Here is a 24529-nt window from a genome sequence, read left to right on the forward strand (position 1 = left end):
TCAGTCGGTGGTGCGCTTGCCGAGGCCCTGCTCCTCGGTGAGCTTGAGGAACAGGGCGTCGGCCTCGGCGCACAGGACGTCGCCGTGGCGCAGCTCGCCCTTGACGAAGATCTTGCGGCCCTCGATGCGGTCGATCCAGCCGGTGGCGTGCAGCTCGGTGTCGATCGGCGTGAGCGCCCGGTAGTCGGTGTGCAGGTAGGCGGTGCGGGTGATCCGCTTGGCCGCGATCGAGGCGAGGATCCCCAGCACCTCGTCGAACAACAGCGTCACGGCACCGCCGTGCACGGCCATGCCGCCGCCCATGAACCAGCGACCGAACCTCACCGCTCCCTCGACCCGGCCACCGCCGGCGGACTCGATGACCAGCTCCGGCAGCATCGCGTGGCCGCGGACCGGCAGCTGCGGCACGCGACCGTTGGCCTGCTCGATCTCCTCGCCGGCGAGCGGAGCCAGCTTCTCTCGCCAGGCGTGCACGTCGGCGGTCAGGGAGTCGACGGTCGTCCGGTCGAAGCGCACCGAGGCGACGTCGTCGTGCAGCCCGCGCAGCTCCGCGACCATACGCCCCCACGCGGCCGCGTCGTCGTCGTCGAGACCGGCACTGAACAGCGACTCCCAGCTCATCGCAGCACCGTAGCCGGTCGGCCCCCTGCGACAATCGCGGCATGGAGCGAGCACTCGACGCGGTCGGCTGGCCGGTGAGCACCCAACGGCTCACGTTGCGCCCGATGGAGGGCGCGGACCTGCCGACGGTCTTCGGCTACCGGAGCCTGCCCGCGGTCGCCGAGTGGATCGGCGGCGTCGTCGACGATCTCGACGACTTCACCCAGCGGTTCCTCGACCCGACGTCCGGCACCGAGCAGCTCACCGTCGAGCACGACGGGATCGTCATCGGCGACCTGATGCTCGACGTCGAGGACGCGTGGGGCCAGCGCGAGGTGGCCGAGCAGGCGAAGCGCAGCCAGGGCCTGCTCGGCTGGACGTTCCACCCCGACCACCACGGCCACGGGTACGCCACCGAGGCCGTGGCCGAGCTGCTCCGCATCTGCTTCGAGGACCTCGGGCTGCGCCGGGTGAGGGCGGAGTGCTTCGCCGCCAACGAGGCGTCGTGGCGACTGATGGAGCGACTCGGCATGCGCCGGGAGACCCACGCGGTCGCCGACTCGCTGCACCGCGAACACGGCTGGGTCGACGGCCTGGGCTACGCGATGCTGGCCGAGGAGTGGCGCGCTCGCTGAGCCACGCTCGGCTCAGATCGCGGGATCGCGCTCGAACCAGGTGAGCACGGGCACGGCGGCGAGCATCGCGGGGAGGTCGGCGATCTTGCCGGCGCCGGCACGGAACTCACGGTAGGCGGCGTCGTGCTCCATCGACTCCCAGGTCTCGTACGCGACCCAGTGGCACTCGTCCCTGACGTCGACCAGGACCTCGACGCCCAGGCATCCGGCGAACTCACGGGTCCGCACCAGCTCCTTCGCGAAGAGGTCGCGGGCTGCCGCGACCGAGTCGGGGGTGAATCGCATGTCAAGCATCGCCACGACGGTCATGTTCCGGAGGCTACCGGTCGGCGGCGACGCGAGGGACGGGATCGGCGACTCCGCATCCGCTCACGGGGAGCCTGTAACGTCGACCCATGAGATCGAAGGTGGTCCGGCGGCTCACGATCGAGGTGGTCGGGTGGACCCTGGTCCTCGCCGGCATCGCGATGCTGCTGCTGCCCGGCCCCGGCCTGCTCGGGTTGTTCGCCGGACTCGCGGTGCTCTCGCAGCAGTACGAGTGGGCCGAGCGGCGACTCCAGCCGGTCAAGACCGCCGCCTACAAGTCGGCCGCGGACAGCGTGCAGACCTGGCCGCGCATCCTGGCCAGCTGTGCGGGTGCTGCCCTGATCGCCGCCGTCGGCGTGGTGTGGATCGTCGGACCCGCTGCTCCTGGTTGGTGGCCGGTGCGCGACTCGTGGTGGTTGTTCGGCGGCTGGGCCACCGGGGCGACCATGATCGCGTCGAGCCTGATCGCCTTCGCCGTCATCATCTACAGCGTGCGGATGTTCCGCGGCGTCGACGACCCCGAGGCCGTCGCCGAGGCCGCGTCCTACGACCACCACGACGACGACTGACTCAGCAGGTCGCGAGACGCTCGATCCTGCGCAGAGCGATCGCGCACACCGCCAGGTAGCCCGGTGCCCACCACGGCACCCCGAAGGTCACCTCGCACCCGTCGTCGGTGCCGACCACCCGATGATCGGTGGCGCGCACCCCGGCGACCGACCACGACCACGCTCGACCGTCGTCGAACGACGTGATCTCGAACGGCAAGGACGGCCCGAGGGCCCTGCGCACCGTGCCGCGCGCGCCGAGCCGGAGTTCGCCGGTGTCCATGCGAGCGCTGGCGACGCTCGGCCCCCAGCGCGGCCACGCGGCCACGTCGGTCAGCAGGTGCCACACCACGTCGGGCGGCGCGGCGATCGAGCGCGAGACCGACGGCATGGCACGACGGTAGCGGCGCGCTGCTGCTACTGCTCGGCGATCCGCTTGATCGCGGCCAGGGTCGTGGGGATGCCGTCGTGTGCCGCGCGTGCGCGGTTCTCGATCTGGGTCTCGGCGTCGTCGCCGTACGTGGCGGCGAAGTACGCGAGGCCGGGCTCGAGGAACTCCCAGTGCTCGGTCAGGGTCGTCCCCTCGCCGTCGGGCTCGAGCCGGTAGCCCCAGCGCACGAAGCCCTTGCCGACCTCCCACGCGAAGGCGCGGCCCGGATCTGCGGCGACGACCGTGGAGGTCGTGGTCCAGGTGCGCCCGGGCACCTCGTTGGTGCCGGTGAAGCGAGCGCCGACCTCGGCGGTCGCCCCGTCCTCCCACTCGCACCCGATGCAGACCGGACTCCACTCGCCGGTGCGGGTGACGTCGCTGACCAGGTCGTAGACCTCGGCCGGGGTGCGATCGACGTGGATGCTGTCCTCGTGCTTCAGCGGCAGGTCGCTCATGCCTCGACGGTACTGGCGCCCCCGCGGGTCCCAACCGTCGGCCAACCGGGTGCAGGATAGGGATGAGTGACTCGTGCCACACTTCTGCCGTCGCGCACCTCGGAGGTTCCCGTGTTCTTTCCCCTCACCGTCAACGACTTCCTCGACCGGGCCGTGACGGTCTATCCCGACCGCGTGGCCGTCATCGACGAGCCGGAGCAGCCCGCGGACTCGTGGGGCGAGATCACCTACGCCGAGCTGGGGCGGCGCGCACGCCGCCAGGCCGCCACCCTCGACGACCTGGGCGTCGCCGTCGGCGGGCGGGTGGCGATCGTGTCGCACAACGCGGCGCGGATGCTGTGCTCGTTCTATGGCGTCTCCGGTTGGGGACGGGTGCTGGTGCCGGTGAACTTCCGCCTCAGTGTCCCCGAGATCCGCTACATCATCGAGCACTCGGGGGCCGAGGTGATGATGGTCGATCCCGCGCTCGAGCACCTGGTCGACGAGATCGACTGCCGGCACTCCTTCGTGCTCGGACGCGACGACGACAAGATCTGGGGCTCCAGCACCGAGCCGCGGCCGTGGGAGGCCGACGCGGTCGAGAAGGAGAACGCCACCGCCACGATCAACTACACGTCGGGCACCACCGCGCGCCCCAAGGGCGTGCAGCTGACCCACCGCAACAACTGGCTGAACGCGGCGATGTTCGGGTGGCAGGCGTCGGTCGACGACCGCGACGTGTACCTGCACACCCTCCCGATGTTCCACGCCAACGGCTGGGGTCACCCGTTCACCGCCACCGCCGTGGGCGCCACCCACGTGGTGATCCGCCAGATCGACGGCGCCGAGATCCTCAGGCGCGTCGAACGGCACGGCGTCACCTACCTGTGCGCCGCACCGGCCGTCGTCACCGCGGTGCTCGACGGTGCGAAGGACTGGGAGGGCGAGATCCCGGGCCGCGACCGGGTGCGCATCATCGTGGCTGGCGCGCCCCCGCCCACCCGCACCATCGAGCGCGTGCGTGAGGAGCTGGGCTGGGAGTTCATCCAGATCTACGGCCTGACCGAGACCGCTCCCCTGCTCACCATGAGCCGCATGCGGGCGGAGTGGGACGACCTCGACCCCAGCGAGCAGGCGCGCAACCTGGGCCGCGCCGGAGCACCCGCGGTGGGCGTGCGCATCTCGGTGGACGACTCCGGCGAGGTGCTCGCGCAGAGCAACCACAACCTCGCGTCGTACTGGGACAACCCCGAGGCCACGGCCGAGGCGCAGGCGGGCAACTGGTTCCACACCGGCGACGGCGGCACGTTCGAGGACGGCTACCTCACCATCGCCGACCGCAAGAAGGACGTCATCATCACCGGCGGCGAGAACGTCTCGTCGATCGAGGTCGAGGACGCCCTCAGCTCTCACCCCGCCGTGCGGGAGGTCGCCGTCATCGGCATCCCCGACGAGAAGTGGGGCGAGCTGGTGACAGCGCTGGTCGTGCTCGAGGAGGGACAGACCGCGACCCAGGAGGAGCTGATCGCGCACTGCCGCGAGCACCTCGCAGGCTACAAGTGCCCCAAGCGCGTCGAGCTGCGAGACGAGCTGACCCGCACCGCGACCGGCAAGCTGCAGAAGTTCAAGCTGCGCGAGGAGTTCTGGGCCGGCCGCGATCGCCAGGTCAACTGAGTCAGTCCCCCGGAAGCAGAAGGGCCCGGCGCGACCAGTGAGGGTCGCGCCGGGCCCGTCCTTCGGGCGGCGTCCGCTACGGGCGGATGCTGATGATGTCGCCGGCGGGGACGAACTTCTTGTCCGCCGCCACCCACTTGATCGGCTTGAAGCCGTCGATGCCGGTCAGCAGGTCCGGCTGGCTGTACCACTTGATGCCGTTGATCAGCATCGGCGAGGCGTAGTCCTGGTCGCGGGCCGCCTCCATGACGCTGAGGCGGGTCAGCTCACCGGAGGCCTGAGCCTGCTTGAGCGTGTTGACCACCAGGTCGGCCTGGGTCCAGCCCGAGACGGCCACGGCGTTGCCCTGGACGTCGGCCGGCACCTTCGCGGCGTCCATCTGCTTCTTGTACTCCAGGACGCCGGGGTCGTTGGCGAGGTCCTCGGCGTTCGGGTCCTTGCCGAACGCACCGAGCTCGACGCCGTCTGCCGCGGCGCCGGCGGCGATGTACTCCACCGCGTTGACGCAGTTGCTGGGCTTGAGCACGAGCTCGGGCTGGTAGCCGATGCGGCCACGCGCGGAGTCGAACGCGGCGCAGGTGCCGGTGACGCCACCGTGGTAGATGACCTCGATGCCCTTGGACTTCATCTCCGTGGCTGCTGCCACCGGGTCGGCGTCCGAGACGACGACGTCGATGGGCAGACCCGCTTCCTTGGCAGCTGCCTGAAACGCATCGCCCTGCACCTTGCCGGACGCGGTCGGGTTCTCGGCGACGCCGACCTTCACGCCATCGGGGTAGCGCTTCTGGATCAGGCTGACGAGGAACTTGGCCTCGTTCGAGGCCAGCGGCAGGATCGTGGTCGTCCAGGGGAAGTCCTTGACGCTGGAGAACTCGGCGGTCGACGAGCTCGGGTAGAGCATCGGCACGCAGGCCGCGTTCTGGTCGTCGACCATGGCGCTGAGCGGACCGGTGCCGAAGGTGGCGAGGGCGTCGACCTTGTCGTTCTGGATGAACTCGACGCCGTTGGCCTTGGCCTTGTCCGGTGCGAACGCGTCGTCCTTGTAGTTGACCTTGATCTGGATGCCCTTGACCTCGTCGGCGGCGTTGGCCGCGGCGATCCGGGCGTTGTAGCCCGACGTCGCCAGCTCGACCGCACCGGCGACCGGTCCGGACAGCGGGGCGCTGTAGCCGATGTCGAAGGTGCCGGTGATCGGCGCCGTGACCGACGCGGGATCCTCGCAGTCGTCGACGTTGATGCTGAACTTCGAGGCGTCCGACGATGCGTCCGACGAGTCGCCCGAGGTCGAGCCGCCGCCACAGGCGGACAGCGTCAGGGCTGCCGCGATGCCGAGCGGGATGGTGGCCCGGCCCAGGCGGGAGAGTGATGAGATCTTCATGTCAGGCCTTTCTGAGTGTTCGTTGAGATGTGGTCTGGTGTGAACAGGTGGTGATGCGCACGTTCCCCCGCGATGCGCCGACCAAGATCAGTCGGTGGCTCCCTCCTTCGCTCGACGCGGGGCGGCCGGCACGAGCACGAAGAACCGGCGTGCGAGCTTGGCGATGCCTCCGACGACGCCGGCAGGCGCCACGAAGATGACCGCGATCAGGGCGATGGCGAACAGCACGGCTGCGCCCTGACCTTGACCGAGAGATGAGGTGTAGTAAGGGAGGAACACCACGGCGGCGGCGCCGACGAGCGGGCCCATGCGCGTGGCCTCGCCGCCGATGACCAGGCCGATCAGCAACGTGATGCCGGCCAGCAGGGTGAACGAGCCCTCGGCGAAGAGGCTGCCGATGTACATCGCGAACAAGCTGCCGCCGACGCCGGTGATCGCGCCGGAGACGCCGAACGCGGTGGTCTTCATGATGGCGATGTTGACGCCCGAGGCCGAGGCCGCGATCTCGTTCTCGCGGACCGCGATCATGGCCATTCCGTAGCGGCCCTTGACCAGGTTGTGGATCACCCACATCACGATCAGCAGGATGACGACGCTGAGCCAGTACAGCCACTGGGTGCGCTCCCCGAGCGTGAAGCCGGACCACTCCGGCGGGCGCAGCATCGTGCGGCGGATCGTCATGCCCTCCGAACCACCGGTCAGGCTCTCGAACTGTCCGATGATCTCGGGGAAGGCGACGCCGAACGCCAGTGTCACCATCGCGAGGTAGAGCCCACGGATGCGCAGGGCCGGCAGACCGACGAGGAAGCCGACCACCAGGCACAGCACCAGCGCGGCCGGGATGGTGGCCAGCGGGGCCCAGTCGTACTTCACGACGAGGACGCCGGTCGTGTAGGCGCCGAGACCGAAGAACGCCGAGTGTCCGACCGACAGCAGGCCGACGTAGCCGGTGGCCACGTTGAGGCCGGCGATCGCGATGGCGAAGATCGCCACGCGGGTCAGCTGGCCCTGCTCGAAGATGCCCAGCGTGCCGCCCCACAGGATGACGGCGAGGGCCGCGAGCGCGGCCACGCCCAGCATCACCAGGTGCGGACGCGAGCCACGCTCGATGACGGCGGGGCGACGCCCCTCGGCCGTCGGCGTCTCCGGCTCCTGCACGTCGGCGGGGGTGGGATCGAGGTCGGTGCTCACACGCGCTCCAGTCGTCGGGTGCCGAACAGGCCAGCGGGCCTGATGGTCAGCACGATCACAATGAGGATGAGGGCGGTGGTCAGCGACATGCCGCCCTCGATGAAGCTCACGTAGCCATTGATCAACGACAGGCCGACGCCCAGGACGAGACCGCCCACGACGGCGCCCTTGATGCTGTCGAGTCCGCCGAGCAGGGCTGCCGCCGCGGCGAAGATCAGGATGTGGAACATGCTCGCGAGGTTGAGCTGCCCGGGCGGGACGACGGGGATCAGGATGACGCCGGCGAAGGAGCCGATCGCGGCCGACAGGCCCCAGCTGAGGGTGAGGATGCGCCCGACCTTGATGCCGCACAGGGCGGCCGACTCCGGGCTGGTCGCCACGGCCCGCATCTGCAGGCCGACGCTGGTCCGGTTGAACAGCAGCGACAGGCCGGCGACCACCGCGATCATCGAGGCGACCACGAGGATCGAGTCGTAGTGCAACCGGGCCCCCATCACCGAGATGTAGTCGTTCTCGCCCTCGGGGAACACCGCCGGGAAGACCTTGTCGTCGGATCCCCAGATCCAGCCGTCGAGTCCGTTCAGCCCGGTGAAGAGGCCGAGGCCGATGATCAAGATGGCCGTCTCGTCCCGCTTGCGCACCGGGCGCACGAGGAACCTCTCGGCCAGCGCGCCCATGACGAAGCCGAGCACGATGGTGGGCACCAGGGCGAACCAGATGCCGACGCCCTGCTCGGTCAGCCACCACGCGAAGTAGGTGGTGAAGAGGGCGAACTCGCCCTGGGCGAAGTTGATCGTGGTGGAGCTGCGGAAGACCACCACGAGCGCCAGGGCGATCAAGACGTAGATCGATCCGTCGGTGATGCCCGAGAAGAGCCGGGCCAGCAAGATGTCCATCGAAGTCCGTCCTAGTAACCCAAGTAGGCTTTGCGAATGTCGTTGCTCTCGCGGAAGGACTCCGCGGAGCCGCTGGCCGCGACCGATCCGACCTCGAGCAGGTAGACCCGCGAGGCGATCGCCAGGGCCAGCTCGGCGTTCTGCTCCACCAGCAGCAGGGCGGTGCCGGAGTCGGCGCTGACCTCGCGGAGGGTGTCGAACAGGTCCTGCACGATGATCGGCGCGAGGCCGAGGCTGATCTCGTCGCACAGCAGCAGGCGCGGGCGGCTCATGAGAGCTCGTGCGATGGCCAGCATCTGCTGCTCGCCGCCGGACAGGGTTCCGGCGATCTGGTCGCTGCGCTCGGAGAGGCGGGGGAAGATCGAGTACCAGCGGTCGATCTCGGCGTCGACCTGGCTGCGGTCGGCCAACCCCGTGGCGCCGACACGCAGGTTGTCACGCACCGTGAGCGCGGTCAGGGTGCCGCGCCCTTGCGGCACCAGGCTGACACCGCGCGCCAGCATCTGGTCGGGCCGCGGGTTGCGCACGACGTCGCCGTCGACGAGCAGGTCGCCGGTGTGCGGGATCAGACCGGACACGGCGCTCATCAGGGTGGTCTTTCCGGCGCCGTTGGCACCGAGCACCACGACGACCTCGCCCGCGCCGACCGTCAGGTCGATGTCGTGGAGGATGTTGATCTGGCCGTAGCCGGCGCGCATGCCGCGCACCTCCAGCAGTGGCGTGCTCATGCGGTCCTTCCCAGGTAGGCGGCGGCGACGGCGGGATCCTGCTGGACCTCGCTGGCGGTTCCGTCGGCGATGACGCGGCCGAAGTCCATCGCCACCACGTGGTCGCAGATGCCCATGACCAGCCCCATGTGGTGCTCGACGAGCAGGGCGCTGAAGCCGAAGTCCTTCTTGAGCCCGACGATCAGCTGACCGAGCTCGTTGACCTCGGCGTGGGTCAGTCCACCGGCGGGCTCGTCCAGCAGCACCAGCGACGGCTTGCTGATCAGGGCCCGGGCCAGCTCGACGCGCTTGAGCGTCCCGAACGGCAGGCCGGCGGCCGGCTGCGCCGCGACGTCGAGCAGGTCGAGGCGTTCGAGCAGCTCCCAGGCCTGACCCTCGATGCGCCGGCGCGCGGCACGCGTGGTCGGCCAGCCGAGCAGCGACGGCACCAGCTTGGGGGTGCTGACGCTGTGCGCACCGACGATGGTGTTGTCGAGCACCGACAGCGTCGGGAACAGTGCGAGGTTCTGGAAGGTGCGCACGATGCCCTGGCGCACGATCTGGTGCCGGCTGAGCGTCAGCAGGTCCTTGCCCTCGAAGCGGATCGAGCCACCGGCGGGCTGGTAGATGCGGGTGACGGCGTTGAACAGCGAGGTCTTGCCCGCACCGTTGGGGCCGATCAGCCCGCAGATCTCGTCGTTCTCCACGGTGAATCCGACGCTGTCCAGAGCGGTCACGCCGCCGAACCTCATCACCAGGTCGGAGATCTCCAGCATGTGTTGCGCCTCACTCTCGGGGTGGCGTCCCTGCTTGTCGAACGTGACGCCCATCACTATAGTTAGCAACGTGGCTAAAGTTATACCCCATCAGGGCGACCAGGGTCAACGGACTCGCAGACGCCGAGATCAGACCCGCCCTGCCGTCCTCCGTGGCGCTGCCGAGCACGCCGTGACACGGCGCATTCATGACGCGCTGTGGCGAATCTGGCCGGATACTGGAACGCGATGACTCTCGAAGCGCAGGTGGACGACGAGCCCGGAGCGGGCGTCGTCACGCACCTCGAAGCCGGCGGCCCCAACGCCATCGCCATGTCCTACGGGTTGCTCGCCGACGAGTGGTCGCTGTGGATCATCCGTCAGGCCCTGCGGGGCGCGAAGTACTACACCGACTGGGTGCACCGGGGGCCGATCCCGGGGTCGGCGCTCACCTCGCGACTGACGTCTCTGGTCGACGGCGGGGTGCTGGCCAAGATCCAGTACAGCGACCGGCCCGTACGCCACGAGTACCGACTGACGCAGCGCGGACGCCAGGTGTGGCCCATCCTCATCGCGATGTGGTCGTGGGAGCTGCGCTGGGTCGAGGACGACGACGTCGAGCTGCCCCGCATGCGACACACCGACTGCGGCCAGTTCTTCGAGCCGCAGTTCACCTGCATCGCGTGCGACGAGCCGGCCACCTGGGAGAACCTGGCCGCGGCGGCCGGCCCCAGCGGCGCGTGGTCGCGCAACATGCCCACCAACGGTCGTCGTCAGCGCTCGCGCGGCGACAAGCGACCCGACGAGGTCGTCAACGAGACGATGGAGCTGATCGGCAACCGCTGGTCGATGTCGATCATTGGAGCGGTCCTGCAGGGCATGACGCGGTTCAGCGACATCCAGCGTCAGCTGTCGGCCTCACCCACCGTGGTCGCGGACCGCCTTCGCGTGTTCAGCGAGCTGGGGGTGGTCTCGCAGGAGCCGACGCGTGACCGACCCGACCGGATGGAGTACCGCCTCACGGCCAAGGGCAAGGCGTTCCTCCCCGTCGCGCTGTCGATGATCGAGTGGGGGCAGCGCTGGTTCGCCGCTCCCGAGGGCCCGGCGCTGCTGCTCACCCACACCACGTGCGGATCGGCGCTGACCTCGAGGCTCCTGTGCAGCGAGTGCCGCCAGCCGCTGCGAGGGTCGACGATCGAGACGGTGCAGTCCGGCCGCGCTCCGTCAGCCGAGCGACTGTTCTAGCCGACCGTCATCCCGAGTCCCACGGCACCGGCGACGTCGTCGTCGCGGCCGACGATCGCGACCTCGCGTCGGGCGAGCTCGAGGTTGCAGGTGTTGCAGGTGAACCGCGGCTGCAGCGTGGCTCCGCACGACGAGTGCACGAGCGTGAGCCCCGACTGCCCGTCGTCGGACAGCCACCGGGTCGCCCAGTCGTTGATCATCGTGGTGACCGAGAAGAAGTCCAGGCCCTTCGGCGTCAGCCGGTACTCCTGGCGCCGCGCCCCGGTGCTGACCGACTCGCGCGACAGCATCTGGGTGTCGACGAACAGGTTGAGTCGGTCGGTCAGGGTGACCGGCGAGACCTCGAGCCGCGCCTGGAACTCGCCGAACCGCCGACTGCCCATCAGTGCGTCGGACAGGATCAGGGTCGACCAGCGGTCGCCCAGCACGCCGGCCGCGTCGATGGGGCTCGACATCGCCGGAGACCTGCGGGAGCGGCGACTCACCACGTCCTTCAGCAGGCGGTCGTCGATCGTGCCCCGCACGTCGCGGGCGGACAACCCGATCGCCCCGCAGTGCCCGCACCCGAAGACCGGACTGGTGAGCGCGCCGCACGTGGTGTGGCGCAGACGGGTGCCGGCATCACGGTGCTGAGGACCGGCCCAGGTGCGGTCCCAGATCCACATCGCGATCATGACGCGCCACAGGTCGAGGCCGGCGTCGGTCAGCAGGTACTCCTTGCGCGGCGGCTTGCTCTGGTACTCGCGGGTGCGGCACACCCCGTCCTCGACGAGTCCGCGCAGCCGGCGCGAGAGCACCGGGTCCGAGATCGCCAGGTCCTCGCGCAGGTCCTGGAAGCGGCGGTTGCCGCGAAAGATCGACAGCACGATGCGCACGGACCACATGTCGCCGGTGAGCACGAGGGCACGACCCAGCGGCGAGGCCGTGCCGCCGGTGTCGATCGGCGCGGGGCCCTGCTCACTCATGCGCACCTCCCGGATCGCCGCGTCGTCGACTTGCCACGATGAACCGACCGCTGGAGCAACAGAGGCGGCCGACCATCGCCTGCTCCACTCTAGGACAACCAGCGTCGGCGCGAGGGCATCCGCGCCACACCCTTGACCGGTCACTGTTGACCATGTAGTAATGGCTGTACGCCACACATCGGAGGAGTGCCATGTCCAGGGACCGGTCCGCATCGCAGGATCTGTACGTGCTGGGCGGCGCCCAGACCGACTTCGCCCGCAACTGGGGTTCAGAGGGCCTCGGCCTGATCGACATGCTCCGCGAGGTGCTGCCGCCCACGTTCGCCGACGCCCAGGTCGAGCCGTCCGAGGTCGAGGTCGTCCACGTGGGCAACCTCGCCGGCGAGCTCTTCGCCGGCCAGGCCCAGCTCGGCGGGCTGGTCGCCGCGGCCGAACCCGGCCTGGTCGGACTGCCGTCCACGCGCCACGAAGCCGCGTGCGCCTCCGGAAGCACTGCGCTCGTCGCAGCCGGCGCGGACATCGCCTCCGGGCGGTACGACGTGGCCCTGGTGGTCGGCATCGAGCTGATGCGCAACGTGTCGGCCAAGCAGGCCGCCGACCACCTCGGCACCGCCGCCTGGGCCGGACGCGAAGCGCTCGACGCCGAGTACGCCTGGCCGGCGCTGTTCGCCGAGGTCGCCGAGGAGTACGACGCGCGGTACGGCCTCGACCACGCCGTGCTCGGCCGCTTCGCCGAGATCGCCTTCGCCAACGGCGCCCGCAACCCGCTGGCCCAGACCCGCGGCTGGAGCTTCCCCGACGGGTCGTTCGACGAGAACGACGAGGTGAACCCGCTGGTCGAGGGCCGCCTGCGCAAGACCGACTGCGGCCGCATCACCGACGGAGCGGCCGCTGTCGTCGTCGCCGGTCCGGCCTACGCCGCCGAGTGGGCAGCCGCCCGCGGACTCGAGCTGCACGACCTGGCGCGCATCAGCGGCTTCGGCCACCGCACCGACACGCTGCTGCTGGCCGACAAGCTGGCGGCCTCACGCGGCACCGAGCACCTCTTCCCCCACCTGCACGGCGCAATCGCCGACGCCATGCGGCGCGCCGACGTCACCGGCATCGACGCGGTCGACGTGGTGGAGATGCACGACTGCTTCAGCATCACCGGCCTGGTCACGCTCGAGCACCTCGGTCTGGTCGACGGCGGCAAGGGTGGCGAGGCCGTCCTCGACGGCACCATCGAGCCGGGTGGCCGGCTGCCGGTCAACCCCGGCGGCGGACTGCTCTCGTCCGGCCACCCCGTCGGCGCCACCGGCGTGCGCATGGTGCTCGACGCCACGCGGCAGGTGACCGGCACCGCTGGCCCACTGCAGGTCGAGGGCGCGCGGCGCGTGCTCACCGTCAATGTCGGCGGGTCGTTCACGACTGCCGTGTCCTTCGTCGTCGAGTCCGGCCCCACCCCGGCCTGACCGTCCCCCACCTCACCCAGGAGCATCCATGGACCTCGACGTCGTCGGACGCATGCTGTCGACCCTGCCCGCGGACGACGACCACCCGTACCGCACGGGTCCGTGGCAGCCGCAGACCACCGAGTGGAAGGCCGACGACCTCGACGTCGTGCAGGGCGAGATCCCCACCGACCTCGACGGCGTCTACCTGCGCAACACCGAGAACCCGCTGCACCCGGCGATCAAGAACTACCACCCCTTCGACGGTGACGGCATGGTGCACGTGGTCGGGTTCCGCGACGGCACCGCGTTCTACCGCAACCGGTTCGTCCGCACCGACGGGTTCACCGTGGAGCAGGACGCGCAGAAGAGCCTGTGGGCCGGCCTGGCCGAACGGCCGAGCCTGTCGCTGATGGACCACGGCTGGGGCGCCCGCACCATGATGAAGGACGCGTCGAGCACCGACGTCGTGGTGCACGCCGGTGTCGCCAAGACCAGCTTCTACCAGTGCGGCGACCTGTACCGCCTCGATCCGCTCACCGCGGAGACGCTGGGCAAGGACACGTGGAACGGCAGGTTCCCGTTCGACTGGGGGGTCTCGGCGCACCCCAAGATCGACGAATCCAACGGCGAGATGCTGTTCTTCAACTACAGCACCGAGGCGCCGTACATGAACTACGGCGTGGTCGACAAGAACGACGAGCTCGTGCACTACACGCCCATCGAGCTGCCCGGCCCACGCCTGCCGCACGACATGGCCTTCACCGAGAACTACGCCATCCTCAACGACTGCCCCCTGTTCTGGGACCCCGAGGGACTCGAGCAGGGCGCCTACGCCGCACGGTTCCACCCCGACATGCCGATGCGCCTCGGCGTCATCCCCCGCCGGGGCGGCCCCGGGGACATCCGGTGGTTCGACTGCGAGGCCACGTTCGTCCTGCACTGGGTCAACGCGTTCGAGGACGGCGACGAGATCGTGGTCGACGGCTTCTTCGAGGACGACCCGTCCCCGGCCGACAACGGCATGGGCGACAAGTGGCAGCGAGCGTTTCGCTTCCTGGCCAACGACCGGATGCAGCCGCACCTGCACCGGTGGCGCCTCAACATGGTCACCGGCGAGGTCAAGGAGCAGCAGCTCAGCGACACCATCACCGAGTTCGGGATGATGAACGGCACGCACGCCGGGCACGAGTACCGGTACGCCTACGCCGCCACGAGCAAGCCCGCGTGGTTCCTGTTCGACGGCCTGGTCAAGCACGACACCTGGACCGGCACCGAGCAGCGCTTCATGTACGCCGACGGCGTGTACGGCAGCGAGTCGGCCATGGCCCCGCGGGTCGGCAGCACCGCCGAGGACGACGGCTACCTCATCACGCTGACCACCGACATGAACGCGGACGCGTCGTTCTGCCTGGTCTTCGACGCCGCCGACATCACCGCCGGCCCGGTGTGCACGTTGCGCCTGCCCGAGCGCATCTCCAGCGGCACCCACTCCACCTGGGCCCCCGGCGACGACCTCCCCACCTGGGCCACCGCCGACGACCCCGCCACCTCCGTCGGCCTGTGACTCCCCACCAACCCCGCTCGCCAAGGAGGCCGCCCGGGCCCTCCCACCCGGTCGCCAGTGACGAGCTCTGCGAGGAACGTGAGGGAGCGAGGAACGAGCGACCGAGGCGACAGCACGCCGAACAATCGTCGTTCGCCTCGCTCCGCTCACGGTCGCTCCGCTCCCTGGCGAACAGCCCCTGCTCGCCAAGAAGACCGCCCGCGACCTCCCACCCGCTCGCCAGTGACGAGCTCCGCGAGGAACGTGAGGGAGCGAGGAACGAGCGACCGAGGCGAAGCCTGCCGAACAGCCCCCGCTCGCCAAGGAGGCCGCTTGCGGCCGACTGTGAGGGAGCGCCAGCGACCGAGGCGAGACCACCGCACGCCGAACAACCGTCGTTCGCCTCGCTCCGCTCACGGTCGCTCCGCTCCCTGGCGAACAGCCCCCGCTCGCCAAGAAGACCGCCCGCGACCTCCCACCCGCTCGCCAGTGACGAGCTCTGCGAGGAACGTGAGGGAGCGAGGAACGAGCGACCGAGGCGAAACCTGGTGAACGGAAGCTGACGTGAACCTCTCACCCCGCGCGCACGCCACCGTCACGCCCGACAAGGCGGCGGTCATCATCGCCGAGACCGGCGAGACCCTGACCTATCGCGACCTCGAGGACCGCTCGCGCCGGCTCGCCGAGGTGCTGCGGGCAGCCGGGCTGCGTCCCGGCGACCACCTGGCCGTCGTGATCGGCAACCACCTGCGGTACTTCGAGATCTACTGGGCGGCGATGCGGTCGGGCCTGTACTTCACACCGGTCAACACCTACCTGACCGGCGCCGAGGCGCACTACGTGGTGCAGAACTGCGGCGCCAAGGTCGTGGTGGTCGAGTCGCACCTGACCGACCTGGCCCGCGCGCTGGACGACGACCAGCTCGACCTGCAGCTGCGGCTCAGCCTCGACGGCGAGCTCGACGGATTCACCGACTACGACACCGCGCTGCGCGACCTGCCCTCCGAGCCGCTCGACGACGAGCCGCTCGGCTCGCACATGCTGTACAGCTCGGGAAGCACCGGCAAGCCCAAGGCGATCGTGCGCGACCTGCCCGGCGTCACGGTGGACGAGGGCAACGCGGCGCTGGCCACGTGGCTCGCGAACGCGTTCGACGTCTCGGCCGACACCATCTGTCTGAGCCCGGCGCCGCTGTACCACGCGGCACCGCTGTCGCTGTGTGCCGGACTCAGCGCGATGGGCGCCACCATCGTGGTGATGGAGCACTTCGAGGCAGCGGCCTCGCTCGACGCGATCGCCCGGTACCGGCCGACCCACGCGCTCATGGTGCCAACCATGTTTGTGCGGCTGCTGCGCCTCGACGACGCGGTCAAGCAGTCGGCCGACGTCTCGTCGCTGCGGTATGTCATCCACGGCGCCAGCCCGTGCCCCGAGTCGGTCAAGCGCCAGATGATCCAGTGGTGGGGGCCGGTGCTGCACGAGTACTACGCGGGCAGCGAGGACAACGGGTCCACGCTGGTCGACTCCGAGCAGTGGCTCGCGCACCCGGGGACGGTCGGGCGCGCGAGTCCTGGGGTGACCGTGCACGTGTGCGACCTCGACGGTCATGACGTGCCGCCCGGGGTCGACGGGGTGGTCTACTTCGAGACCGAGGGCGCCCGGACCACCTTCGAGTACCGCGACGAGCCGGGCAAGACGGCCGCCACCCGTCACCCGCTGCACCCCGCGTGGACGACGCTCGGCGACATGGGCCACCTCGACGACGAGGGCTACCTGTACCTGACCGACCGCACGGACTACATGATCATCTCCGGCGGCGTGAACATCTCGCCGCAGGAGATCGAGGACGTCCTGATCGAGCACCCCGACGTGCTCGACGTCGCGGTGTTCGGGATCCCTGACGAGGAGTTCGGTGAGCAGGTCAAGGCGGTGGTGCAGCTGGCCGAGCCGCCTGCTGGCGACACCAGCGCCATCTCGGCCGAGCTGCGCGAGTTCGTGCGCGGGCGTCTGGCCCGCCACAAGGTGCCGCGCACCGTCGACGTCATCGACCAGATGCCGCGCTCCCCCGCAGGCAAGCTCTACAAGCGCCAGCTCCAGCAGCGCTACGTGGCCTCGACGGTTGACGGGGCCTGAGGGAGCACCACCGACCGAGGCGACAGCAAGCCGGTCAGCTGTCGTTCGCCTCGCGGAGCGGGCCCTAGCGAAGCGTGAGCGAAGCGAAGGGCACGGTCGCTCCGCTCCCTGGCGAACAGGCCCGCTCGCCAAGGAGGCCGCTTGCGGCCGACTGTGAGGGAGCGTCAGCGACCGAGGCGAGACCACCGCAAGCCCGCCGGCTGTCGTTCGCCTCGCGAAGCGGGCCCTAGCGAAGCGTGAGCGAAGCGAAGGGCACGGTCGCTCCGCTCCCTGGCGAACAGGCCCGCTCGCCAAGGAGGCCGCATGCGGCCGACTGTGAGGGAGCGAGGAACGAGCGACCGAGGCGAGACCACCGCAAGCCCGTCGGCTGTCGTTCGCCTCGGGCTCCGCCCTCACGGTCGCTCCGCTCCCTGGCCAACAGGCCGTTCGCCGACTAGCGGCCGGTGAAGACGGCGGGGCGCTTTTCGAGGAAGGCGGCGACGCCTTCCTTGTGGTCGTCGGACAGCTGGCACTCGGTCATCGCGGCCACGTGGTCGACGAGGTGCTGCTCGCGCGGTTTGGCCGACGAGGTGTTGAGCAGGCGCTTGACCCGCTCGATCGCGAACGGCGAGCCGCTCGACACGCTGGCCGCGAGCGACCGTGCGGCGTCCATCAGCTGCTCGGGCTCGACCACGTCGAGCACGAAGTCGATGCGCTGGGCCTCGGCCGCGTCGATGAAGTCGCCGGAGAACACCAGCCGCTTGGCCATCTGCAGACCGACCAGCTGAGGCAGCAGCCAGGTGCCGGCGCCGGTGTCGGGCACCAGCCCGCGCTGCACGAAGATCCAGGAGAACCGCGCCCGGGTGGACGCGATGCGGAAGTCGCACTGGGTGGCCAGCTCGACGCCGAGGCCGGCGGCCGGGCCGTCGATGGCGGCGATGACCGGCTTGGAACAGTCAGTGAGGAACCAGTGCTGGCCGTCGGTGTGCTGGCTGCGGTCCTCGACCGTGGTGCCGGGCTTCACCTCGTGCAGCTCGGTGAGGTCGGTGCCGGCGCAGAACTGGCCGGGCACGCCGGTGAGCACGATCGCACCCACCTCCGGATCGTCGGACGCCTCGAGCACGTGGGCCCGGATCGCCGCGAGCATCGAGTAGCTGAGCGCGTTGCGCTTCTCGGGGCGGTCGATGGTGATGACGGCGACCCGGTCGGCCACCTCGTACGTGACGAACTCGCTCATGCGGCACCAGCCACGAAGCGGAAGTCGACGCCGGCCAGCTTCACCACGTCGCCGACGCGCGCCGGATCGGTGGCGACCACGTCGACGGCCACCAGGCCGCGTGCGCCGTCGACCGACGGCACGAACCGCAGCGTCGTGTCCTGCAGCGTGAGCGTGGTCGGGTCGGTGAGGGGCAGGTCCAGCACGGTCGACCACGTCTGCGCCATGGCCTCGGGGTCGGGCACCGCGAGATCGGAGCCGACGATGTCGCGAGCCACGTCGGTGCACGACGCCTCGAAGATGCGGGGTGCGAAGTGCCACGAGTCGGGGTCGGACATCTGGTCGAGCTCGGCGAGCGTACCCAGCGACTTGGGGTGCCACTGCGAGATCTCGTTGCCCTCGAACGGCTCGGCGAGCACCGGCTCGATGCCGAGGTCGGCGGCCCGGGCGATGGCCGCCTTCAGGTCGGCCACCTGCACCACGATCATGTAGCCGACTGCGCCCTTGCTCGCGACGAGGCGGCCGTGCGCCGAGTCCGCCGTGGTGGGCGCGACGATCTCAAGGAACGTGTCGCGGAACGAGCAGACCTCGTGCACGAAGCCGAGCTCGGCCATCGACTCGGGGTCGCGGGTGCCGGAGGTGAAGCCGAAGGTCTCGCGCGCCTCGGCGATCGCCTCGTCGAGGTCGGGCACGAGCACGACCACCTGGCGGATGGTGGGGACGCGGGTCATCAGGCCTCCTGGGGCACGGGGTCGGCGAGCCGTGTGCGCAGCTCGCGCTTGAGGATCTTGCCGATCGGGTTGCGGGGCAGGGCGTCGACGATCTCGAGGCGCTCGGGCCACTTGAACTTCGCGACGCCCTCGTCGGACAGGCGCGCGATGATCGCGTCGAGGGTCGGCGGGTCGGCCGGATCGCGCGGCACGACGAACAGGCAGACCCGCTCGCCGAGGCGCTGGTCGGGCATCGCCACCGCTGCGACCTCGGTGACCTTCTCGTCGCCGATGACCAGGCCCTCCAGCTCGGCCGCGGAGATCTTGAACCCACCGCGGATGATCAGGTCCTTCGCGCGGTCGACGTGGGTGAGGTAGTTGGTGTCGTCGGCACTGATCTCGAAGACGTCGCCGGTGCAGAACCAGCCGTCGTCGTCGAAGCCGTGGCGCCCACGGTTCCAGTAGCCGGCGAAGATCGTCGGGCCCTTGAGCCGTAGCTCGCCGGGTCGCCCCGGCTCGGTGATCTCGCTGCCGTCGGCCAGGTCGACCAACCGCCCCTGCATGGCGTGGGCGACGTCGACCCGGTACGGCGTCTCGGGCCGCCCGTAGCGCGGGAAGAACCGGCCGCGGTCGGACGGCTCGGGCACGGTCTCGGGGTCCGAGAACAGCACGCCGCCCTCGTTGGAGCCGAACAGGTTGAGCACCTCGACGCCGTGGTCGGCCTCCCACCGCTTGATCATCCAGCCCGACAGCGGTGCGGAGCCGGAGCCCACGGCGCGCAGCGAGGACAGGTCGCGACGGTTGAAGGTGGCCTCGTCCGAGACCAGGGTGTCGAGCACCATCGGCGGGGCGCACGTGTAGGTGACCTGCTCGTCCTCGACCTGGCCGATGAACACGTCGAGGTCGAACGGCTGGTGCTGTGCCAGCGTGGTGCCGAGCTCCAGCCACGGCAGGAACATGCCGGCCAGGCCTCCGCCGTTGACCATCGGGAACGGGTTCAGCAGGACGTCGTCGCGGGTGAGGCGCGGAGCCTGCGAGCAGGCCTGCGTCAGCACCTCCCAGTCGCCGTAGGCGCGCGGCACGCCCTTAGGCACGCCCTCGGTGCCGGACGTCCACACCAGCGTGACGCAGTCGTTGGCGACGAGGTCCAGGTCGTCGAGGTAGGCCGCCAGCTCGGGCGAGTCCTGGTCGGCTGCGGCCATGGCGTCGTCGATTCCCTCGACACCCTCGGCGTCGCCGGGGCCGAGTGCCAGCACCGACCGCAGCGTGGGAACGTCTGCGGTGAGCGCGGCGACGTCGGCGGCCATGTCGCGGCCCATCGCATGGTGTGCGGTGACGAAGACCTGCAGCCCGGCGGCCGAACCCATGCCGGCAAGCTCGTGGCGGCGGTACTGCACCGGGAACGGGCTGACGATCGCGCCGAGTCGCGCGGCGGCCAGCAGCGCCACCGGCAGCTCGACGCAGTTGGGCAGCTGCACGCCGACGATGACGTCGCGCCGGACGCCGTGCTCGAACAGCACCCGCGACAGCCGGTCGACCTGGTCGCCGACCTCGGCCCAGGTCCACCGCCGCGGCTCCCCGTGGATGAATGACGATCGATTGGGCGGATCGAGCAACGAGGGCTTCTCGGGCCACGTGGTGCGGTGCTCGGTCAGCAGGTCGGTCCACGACCGTCCTGACCACCAGCCGTCGCGACGCATCTGCGCCGCGGTCTCCTCCGGGAACAGCCGCATGCTCGGTGGCCTCCTTGCGCCGTGACTGCCGATGAGCGGATTCACCCTCGACGTTCGTCATCGTAGATCAACGACACGATAACTACTAGATAGCAAGTGACTAGTCATTTGCTCGATTACACGTCATGATGGATCGAATATCGATCTGGACCAGTCGTCTGATTGACTCCCTTCAACAGCGATAGTGTCTAGGCGGACAGAGAGGAACGGCCTCGTGGGCGATGCAGACCCCGTCCTCGTCGACGTCGATGACGGCATCGCGGTCGTCACACTGAACCGTCCCGAGCGCAAGAACGCGTGGACCGTCGGCATGCAGGCCGGCTACTACGAGGCGCTCGAGACCGTCACCGCCGACGCGCAGGTGCGGGCCATCGTGGTCACCGGCGCGGGCGAGGCGTTCTGCCCGGGCGCCGACACCGCGGCCCTGACCACCTACACCGAGACCGGCACCACCAACCCGCTCGCGGCCGAGATCGAGCAGCCCGAGTGGTTCCCGAGCCTGGTGCCCAAGCCGATGGTCGCGGCCGTCGTCGGACCGTGCGCCGGCATCGGCCTGGTGCAGGCGCTGATGTGCGACATCCGCGTCGCGGCCCCCACCGCGCGCTTCTCCACCGCCTTTGCCCGCCGCGGCCTGCCGGCCATGCACGGCGGCGAGTGGCTGCTGCAGCGGATCGCCGGCGCGGCAGTGGCGCACGAGCTGTTGCTCACCGGGCGCACCTTCGACGGCACGGAGGCGGCCCGCCTCGGTGTCGTCACCGAGACCGCCGACCACCCGCTCGAGCGCGCGCGAGAGATCGCCGCGGACCTCGCGGCCCACTGTTCCCCCACGTCGATGGCACACATCAAGCGCCAGCTCTGGACCACCGCCGACCGCACCCTGGCCGAGTCGGTCGAGTCCGTCGACGCCGTGATCGACGACTTCCTGTCCTCGCCCGACGTGGCCGAGGGCGTCTCGAGCTTCGTCGAGCGCCGCGCCCCCCAGTTCGCCGGACTCGCCACCCGAGTCACCGACCCCGACCGAGAGACGACATGAGCACCCCTCTGCCCACCCCGTTGCGCCTACCCGTCGTGGCCGCCCCGATGTTCCTGATCTCGGGCACCGACCTGGTCATCGCCGCGTGCACGTCCGGTGTCGTCGGCGCGTTCCCCGCACCCAACTGCCGCACGCTCGACGAGCTCGACAGCTGGATGGGCACCATCAACGACACCCTGGACAACGCGCGCGAGCAGTCCGACACCGTGGCGCCATGGGCGCTGAATCTGGTCACCCACAGCACCAACACCCGCCTGGCCGACGACCTCAAGCTGGTCGCGGAGCACCAGCCGCCCATCGTCATCACGGCCCTCGGCTCGCCCGCGCCGGTCATGGAGACGGTCAAGGGCTACGGCGGCATCGTGATCGCCGACGTGGTCAACCTCAAGCTGGCCCGCAAGGCCACGGCCCTCGGAGTCGACGGCCTCGCCTGCGTGTCCACCGGCGCCGGCGGGCACACCGGTCACCTGTCGCCGTTCGCGTTCGTGTCGGGAGTGCGCGAGTTCTTCGACGGCCTGGTCACCATCGGCGGCGGCATCAGCGACGGCCAGGGCGTGGCCGGCGCGATCGCCGCGGGCGCCGACCTGGTCTACATGGGCACGCGCTTCCTGCCGACCACCGAGAGCATGGCCCCCGAGGCGTACAAGCAGATGGTGGTCGACCACGGCACCGACGACATCGTCGTCAGCTCCGGCGTCACCGGCACCGACGCCTCGTGGCTGCGGCCCAGCCTGATCGCCAACGGCATGGATCCCGACGAGCTCGCGGCCCCCACCGCGCGCAACTACGACTCCACCGCAGGCGGCCACAAGCGCTGGAAGGACATCTGGGCCGCTGGCCAAGGCCTGCAGACCATCCACGCGATCGAGCCCGTCGCCGACGTCGTCGATCGCCTGGAGACCGAGTACCGCGCAGCCGCCCAACGCTTCTCCGGGCTCACTCTCTCCTCGGTCTGAGTCGTGACCGTGCGTGAGGTGCGGCTGGACCGGATCCCCGGTTCCCGGATCGTGCCCGCGGACCTTCGCCTCGTCGACCGCTCGCCGGAGCCGCTCGGTCCCGGGGAGGTGCGGGTGCGCACCCGCATGATCGGCCTCAACGCCGGGCTGAAGCACCGCCTCGGCACCGGACGCTCGACCGCGCTGGGGCCGGGCCTCGGCGTCGGGGACGTGCCGCGCAGCGATGTCGTCGCAGTGGTCACGGAGTCCGACGACCCGCGGGTGTCGGTCGGAGACGACGTCGTCGGGCTGCTGCCGTGGGCCGAGGAGAACGTGGTCGCGGCCGACCTGGTTCGGGTGACCGATCAGGACGATCCCGTGCGGCACCTGACCCTGCTCGGGCACGTGGGACTGACCGCACACGTCGCGCTCTTCACGATGGGACGCCTCGCTTCGGGCGAGACGGTCTGGATCTCCGCCGCGGCCGGGGGCGTGGGCTCGTGCGCCGTGCAGCTCGCCCTCGCGTGCGGCGCCACCGTGGTGGCGAGCGCCAGTGGCGAGGATCGCCTCGCACACCTGCGGGGTCTCGGAGTCGACCGCGTGGTGGACCGTCGCCGGGACCTGGAGCCGCAGCTGCGCGAGGTGGCGCCCGACGGTCTCGACGTCTACGCCGACTCGGTCGGCGGTGACCACGTGCGTGTGGCGTTGCCGCTCATGCGCGAGCAGGGCCGGATCGTGGCGGTCGGTCGCGTCGGCAGCCTCGAGCACGAACCCGTGCTGCCCGACACGTCGCTGCTGATCTCCCGCCGGCTGACGCTGGCCGGGTTCTCGGTCACCGACCACGAGGACCAGCGGCCTGCCCTCGAGCAGCGAGTCGCAGCGATCGAGCTGGCCCAGCACCGGCGTCTCACACCCGCGGTCACCATCAGCCACGGCCTGGAGTCCGTGCCCGACGCAATCTGCGACCTGCTGGCCGGTCGCACCCTCGGGCGCGGGATCGTCGACCTCGAACTCCCGACCCAGAACGCCCGACCCAAGAGCACCGACCTGCCCAGCAGCCCCCCAGGAGAACCATGACCGACTACGACTACGAGAACCTCGTCTGCACCGTCACCGACCAGGTCGCGACGGTCGAGCTGAACCGGCCCGAGCAGATGAACGCCATCACGACGCCGATGGTGCACGAGCTGATCGACGTGTTCACCCGCACCAATGACGACCCCGACGTGCGGGTGGTGGTGGTCACCGGCCGCGGCCGCGCCTACTGCGCCGGCGCCGACGTGTCGGGCGGGGCCAAGTCGCTCGACGCCGAGGACCGCGGCTGGGGCGACGACGTCGACTCCTACCGCGACACCGGCGGGCTGATCGCGCTGGCGGAGTTCCGCTCGACCAAGCCGATCATCGGTGCGGTCAACGGGGTCGCGGCTGGTCTCGGCGCGACCATGCTGCTGCCGATGGACATGGTGCTGGCCGCTGAGTCGGCGCGATTCGCGTTCGTGTTCGCGCGGCGCGGGATCGTGCCCGAGGCGGCATCGACCTGGTTCCTGCCGCGCAAGGTGGGGGTGGCCACGGCTGCCGAGTGGATGATGACCGGGCGCAAGGTCTCGGCCGCCGAGGCCAAGGAGGCCGGGCTGGTGCGCAGCGTGCATCCCGACGACGAGCTGCTGCCCGCGGCCTACGAGCTGGCGCGCGAGATCGTCGACAACACGGCTCCGGTGGCGGTCGGCATGATCCGTCAGATGCTGTGGCAGTTCGTCGGGTCGCCGCACCCGATGGACGCCCATCGCGTGGACTCCAAGCTGAACTTCGAGCTCGGCGGAACCGCCGACGTCGTCGAAGGGATCAGCTCCTTCCTCGAGAAGCGGCCGCCCCAGTTCCCGGGCCGCCTCCCCCAAGACGCCCCCAGCACCTACCCCTGGTGGACCGACCCCGAGTTCTAGCCGCTCGCCCCACTCCCCTGCTCGCCAGTGACGAGTTCTGCGAGGAACGTGAGGGAGCGAGGAACGAGCGACCGAGGCGTGACCACCGCAAGCCGTTCGGCTGTGGT

24 protein-coding genes are annotated in these 24529 nt (G+C 70.1%); 11 read left to right on the forward strand and 13 right to left on the reverse strand.

Annotated elements, in window-relative coordinates:
- The gene (locus AC0L5F_RS08335; RefSeq protein WP_473312852.1) at positions 1-621 is read right to left on the reverse strand and encodes a PaaI family thioesterase; all 621 of its coding nucleotides are present in this window, start codon (positions 619-621) and stop codon (positions 1-3) included.
- Positions 622-662: 41 nt separating this feature from the next.
- Between AC0L5F_RS08335 and AC0L5F_RS08340 the strand changes: the two genes are divergently transcribed.
- Positions 663-1235, forward strand: coding sequence for a GNAT family N-acetyltransferase (locus AC0L5F_RS08340; protein WP_473312853.1), 573 nt, complete (start codon positions 663-665; stop codon positions 1233-1235).
- A 12-nt stretch (positions 1236-1247) separates the two neighbouring features.
- Here AC0L5F_RS08340 and AC0L5F_RS08345 read toward each other — a convergent pair whose 3' ends face one another.
- On the reverse strand, positions 1248-1544 hold the full coding sequence (locus AC0L5F_RS08345; protein ID WP_473312854.1) for a putative quinol monooxygenase: 297 nt from the start codon (positions 1542-1544) through the stop codon (positions 1248-1250).
- An 86-nt stretch (positions 1545-1630) separates the two neighbouring features.
- On the opposite strand from AC0L5F_RS08345, the gene AC0L5F_RS08350 reads away from it, so the two are divergent.
- Positions 1631-2110 carry a PGPGW domain-containing protein gene (locus AC0L5F_RS08350; protein ID WP_473312855.1) on the forward strand — a complete coding sequence of 160 codons (480 nt, stop codon included), beginning with the start codon at positions 1631-1633 and terminating at the stop codon, positions 2108-2110.
- 1 nt (position 2111) lies between these two features.
- Here the strand turns inward: AC0L5F_RS08350 and AC0L5F_RS08355 are convergent, their stop codons facing one another.
- The gene (locus AC0L5F_RS08355) at positions 2112-2480 is read right to left on the reverse strand and encodes an SRPBCC family protein (RefSeq protein WP_473312856.1); all 369 of its coding nucleotides are present in this window, start codon (positions 2478-2480) and stop codon (positions 2112-2114) included.
- Positions 2481-2506: 26 nt separating this feature from the next.
- Positions 2507-2974, reverse strand: a complete 468-nt coding sequence (locus tag AC0L5F_RS08360) for an SRPBCC family protein (RefSeq protein WP_473312857.1) — start codon at positions 2972-2974, stop codon at positions 2507-2509.
- Positions 2975-3085: 111 nt separating this feature from the next.
- Between AC0L5F_RS08360 and AC0L5F_RS08365 the strand changes: the two genes are divergently transcribed.
- A complete protein-coding gene (locus AC0L5F_RS08365) occupies positions 3086-4627 on the forward strand; it encodes an AMP-binding protein (protein WP_473312858.1) in 1542 nt (513 codons plus the stop codon).
- 76 nt (positions 4628-4703) lie between these two features.
- On the opposite strand, the gene AC0L5F_RS08370 is transcribed toward AC0L5F_RS08365, so the two are convergent.
- The 5 genes from AC0L5F_RS08370 to AC0L5F_RS08390 all read right to left on the reverse strand — a co-directional run bounded on the left by AC0L5F_RS08370 (position 4704) and on the right by AC0L5F_RS08390 (position 9575).
- Positions 4704-6005, reverse strand: a complete 1302-nt coding sequence (locus tag AC0L5F_RS08370; protein WP_473312860.1) for an ABC transporter substrate-binding protein — start codon at positions 6003-6005, stop codon at positions 4704-4706.
- Between the two features lie 87 nt (positions 6006-6092).
- A complete protein-coding gene (locus tag AC0L5F_RS08375; RefSeq protein ID WP_473312861.1) occupies positions 6093-7196 on the reverse strand; it encodes a branched-chain amino acid ABC transporter permease in 1104 nt (367 codons plus the stop codon).
- Entirely contained in the window at positions 7193-8092 is a 900-nt protein-coding gene (locus tag AC0L5F_RS08380) for a branched-chain amino acid ABC transporter permease (RefSeq protein WP_473312862.1), read from the reverse strand. Before AC0L5F_RS08380 ends, AC0L5F_RS08375 begins: the two co-directional genes overlap by 4 nt.
- Positions 8093-8103: 11 nt before the next feature.
- Positions 8104-8820 carry an ABC transporter ATP-binding protein gene (locus tag AC0L5F_RS08385; protein ID WP_473312863.1) on the reverse strand — a complete coding sequence of 239 codons (717 nt, stop codon included), beginning with the start codon at positions 8818-8820 and terminating at the stop codon, positions 8104-8106.
- Positions 8817-9575: an ABC transporter ATP-binding protein gene (locus tag AC0L5F_RS08390; RefSeq protein WP_473312865.1), complete on the reverse strand. Its 759-nt coding sequence runs from the start codon at positions 9573-9575 to the stop codon at positions 8817-8819. The genes AC0L5F_RS08385 and AC0L5F_RS08390 overlap by 4 nt, the downstream gene beginning before the upstream one ends.
- A 228-nt stretch (positions 9576-9803) precedes the next feature.
- Between AC0L5F_RS08390 and AC0L5F_RS08395 the strand changes: the two genes are divergently transcribed.
- Entirely contained in the window at positions 9804-10799 is a 996-nt protein-coding gene (locus tag AC0L5F_RS08395) for a winged helix-turn-helix transcriptional regulator (protein ID WP_473312867.1), read from the forward strand.
- On the opposite strand, the gene AC0L5F_RS08400 is transcribed toward AC0L5F_RS08395, so the two are convergent.
- Entirely contained in the window at positions 10796-11764 is a 969-nt protein-coding gene (locus tag AC0L5F_RS08400) for a winged helix-turn-helix transcriptional regulator (protein WP_473312868.1), read from the reverse strand. The genes AC0L5F_RS08395 and AC0L5F_RS08400 overlap by 4 nt on opposite strands.
- Before the next feature lie 191 nt (positions 11765-11955).
- On the opposite strand from AC0L5F_RS08400, the gene AC0L5F_RS08405 reads away from it, so the two are divergent.
- From AC0L5F_RS08405 to AC0L5F_RS08415, 3 genes are all read left to right on the forward strand, one after another.
- Complete coding sequence (locus AC0L5F_RS08405) at positions 11956-13218, forward strand: acetyl-CoA acetyltransferase (RefSeq protein WP_473312869.1); 1263 nt, start codon at positions 11956-11958, stop codon at positions 13216-13218.
- Between the two features lie 28 nt (positions 13219-13246).
- Positions 13247-14764 carry a carotenoid oxygenase family protein gene (locus tag AC0L5F_RS08410; protein WP_473312871.1) on the forward strand — a complete coding sequence of 506 codons (1518 nt, stop codon included), beginning with the start codon at positions 13247-13249 and terminating at the stop codon, positions 14762-14764.
- Positions 14765-15307: 543 nt separating this feature from the next.
- A complete protein-coding gene (locus AC0L5F_RS08415) occupies positions 15308-16876 on the forward strand; it encodes an AMP-binding protein (RefSeq protein WP_473312872.1) in 1569 nt (522 codons plus the stop codon).
- 433 nt (positions 16877-17309) lie between these two features.
- Here the strand turns inward: AC0L5F_RS08415 and AC0L5F_RS08420 are convergent, their stop codons facing one another.
- Genes AC0L5F_RS08420 through AC0L5F_RS08430 form a run of 3 tightly spaced genes read right to left on the reverse strand, consistent with a single transcriptional unit; the run spans position 17310 to position 20514 of the window.
- Positions 17310-18092, reverse strand: a complete 783-nt coding sequence (locus AC0L5F_RS08420; protein ID WP_473312873.1) for an enoyl-CoA hydratase/isomerase family protein — start codon at positions 18090-18092, stop codon at positions 17310-17312.
- A complete protein-coding gene (locus AC0L5F_RS08425; protein ID WP_473312874.1) occupies positions 18089-18802 on the reverse strand; it encodes a VOC family protein in 714 nt (237 codons plus the stop codon). The genes AC0L5F_RS08420 and AC0L5F_RS08425 overlap by 4 nt, the downstream gene beginning before the upstream one ends.
- The gene (locus AC0L5F_RS08430; protein ID WP_473312875.1) at positions 18802-20514 is read right to left on the reverse strand and encodes a class I adenylate-forming enzyme family protein; all 1713 of its coding nucleotides are present in this window, start codon (positions 20512-20514) and stop codon (positions 18802-18804) included. The genes AC0L5F_RS08425 and AC0L5F_RS08430 overlap by 1 nt, the downstream gene beginning before the upstream one ends.
- Positions 20515-20728: 214 nt before the next feature.
- On the opposite strand from AC0L5F_RS08430, the gene AC0L5F_RS08435 reads away from it, so the two are divergent.
- Genes AC0L5F_RS08435 through AC0L5F_RS08450 form a run of 4 tightly spaced genes read left to right on the forward strand, consistent with a single transcriptional unit; the run spans position 20729 to position 24422 of the window.
- Positions 20729-21547: an enoyl-CoA hydratase-related protein gene (locus AC0L5F_RS08435; RefSeq protein ID WP_473312876.1), complete on the forward strand. Its 819-nt coding sequence runs from the start codon at positions 20729-20731 to the stop codon at positions 21545-21547.
- The gene (locus AC0L5F_RS08440) at positions 21544-22503 is read left to right on the forward strand and encodes an NAD(P)H-dependent flavin oxidoreductase (protein WP_473312877.1); all 960 of its coding nucleotides are present in this window, start codon (positions 21544-21546) and stop codon (positions 22501-22503) included. Before AC0L5F_RS08435 ends, AC0L5F_RS08440 begins: the two co-directional genes overlap by 4 nt.
- Positions 22504-22506: 3 nt before the next feature.
- Entirely contained in the window at positions 22507-23559 is a 1053-nt protein-coding gene (locus AC0L5F_RS08445; RefSeq protein ID WP_473312878.1) for a zinc-binding dehydrogenase, read from the forward strand.
- A complete protein-coding gene (locus AC0L5F_RS08450; protein ID WP_473312879.1) occupies positions 23556-24422 on the forward strand; it encodes an enoyl-CoA hydratase-related protein in 867 nt (288 codons plus the stop codon). Before AC0L5F_RS08445 ends, AC0L5F_RS08450 begins: the two co-directional genes overlap by 4 nt.
- Positions 24423-24529 lie beyond the last annotated feature (107 nt).

This window comes from Aeromicrobium sp. 10G20-16 (assembly GCF_055809665.1).

Coding starts and splice junctions, on each gene's coding strand:
- AC0L5F_RS08335 (WP_473312852.1), bottom strand. CDS start 621: ATGAGCTGGGAGTCGCTGTTCAGTGCCGGTCTCGACGACGACGACGCG.
- AC0L5F_RS08340 (WP_473312853.1), top strand. CDS start 663: ATGGAGCGAGCACTCGACGCGGTCGGCTGGCCGGTGAGCACCCAACGG.
- AC0L5F_RS08345 (WP_473312854.1), bottom strand. CDS start 1,544: ATGACCGTCGTGGCGATGCTTGACATGCGATTCACCCCCGACTCGGTC.
- AC0L5F_RS08350 (WP_473312855.1), top strand. CDS start 1,631: ATGAGATCGAAGGTGGTCCGGCGGCTCACGATCGAGGTGGTCGGGTGG.
- AC0L5F_RS08355 (WP_473312856.1), bottom strand. CDS start 2,480: ATGCCGTCGGTCTCGCGCTCGATCGCCGCGCCGCCCGACGTGGTGTGG.
- AC0L5F_RS08360 (WP_473312857.1), bottom strand. CDS start 2,974: ATGAGCGACCTGCCGCTGAAGCACGAGGACAGCATCCACGTCGATCGC.
- AC0L5F_RS08370 (WP_473312860.1), bottom strand. CDS start 6,005: ATGAAGATCTCATCACTCTCCCGCCTGGGCCGGGCCACCATCCCGCTC.
- AC0L5F_RS08380 (WP_473312862.1), bottom strand. CDS start 8,092: ATGGACATCTTGCTGGCCCGGCTCTTCTCGGGCATCACCGACGGATCG.
- AC0L5F_RS08385 (WP_473312863.1), bottom strand. CDS start 8,820: ATGAGCACGCCACTGCTGGAGGTGCGCGGCATGCGCGCCGGCTACGGC.
- AC0L5F_RS08390 (WP_473312865.1), bottom strand. CDS start 9,575: ATGCTGGAGATCTCCGACCTGGTGATGAGGTTCGGCGGCGTGACCGCT.
- AC0L5F_RS08395 (WP_473312867.1), top strand. CDS start 9,804: ATGACTCTCGAAGCGCAGGTGGACGACGAGCCCGGAGCGGGCGTCGTC.
- AC0L5F_RS08400 (WP_473312868.1), bottom strand. CDS start 11,764: ATGAGTGAGCAGGGCCCCGCGCCGATCGACACCGGCGGCACGGCCTCG.
- AC0L5F_RS08405 (WP_473312869.1), top strand. CDS start 11,956: ATGTCCAGGGACCGGTCCGCATCGCAGGATCTGTACGTGCTGGGCGGC.
- AC0L5F_RS08410 (WP_473312871.1), top strand. CDS start 13,247: ATGGACCTCGACGTCGTCGGACGCATGCTGTCGACCCTGCCCGCGGAC.
- AC0L5F_RS08420 (WP_473312873.1), bottom strand. CDS start 18,092: ATGAGCGAGTTCGTCACGTACGAGGTGGCCGACCGGGTCGCCGTCATC.
- AC0L5F_RS08425 (WP_473312874.1), bottom strand. CDS start 18,802: ATGACCCGCGTCCCCACCATCCGCCAGGTGGTCGTGCTCGTGCCCGAC.
- AC0L5F_RS08430 (WP_473312875.1), bottom strand. CDS start 20,514: ATGCGGCTGTTCCCGGAGGAGACCGCGGCGCAGATGCGTCGCGACGGC.
- AC0L5F_RS08440 (WP_473312877.1), top strand. CDS start 21,544: ATGAGCACCCCTCTGCCCACCCCGTTGCGCCTACCCGTCGTGGCCGCC.
- AC0L5F_RS08450 (WP_473312879.1), top strand. CDS start 23,556: ATGACCGACTACGACTACGAGAACCTCGTCTGCACCGTCACCGACCAG.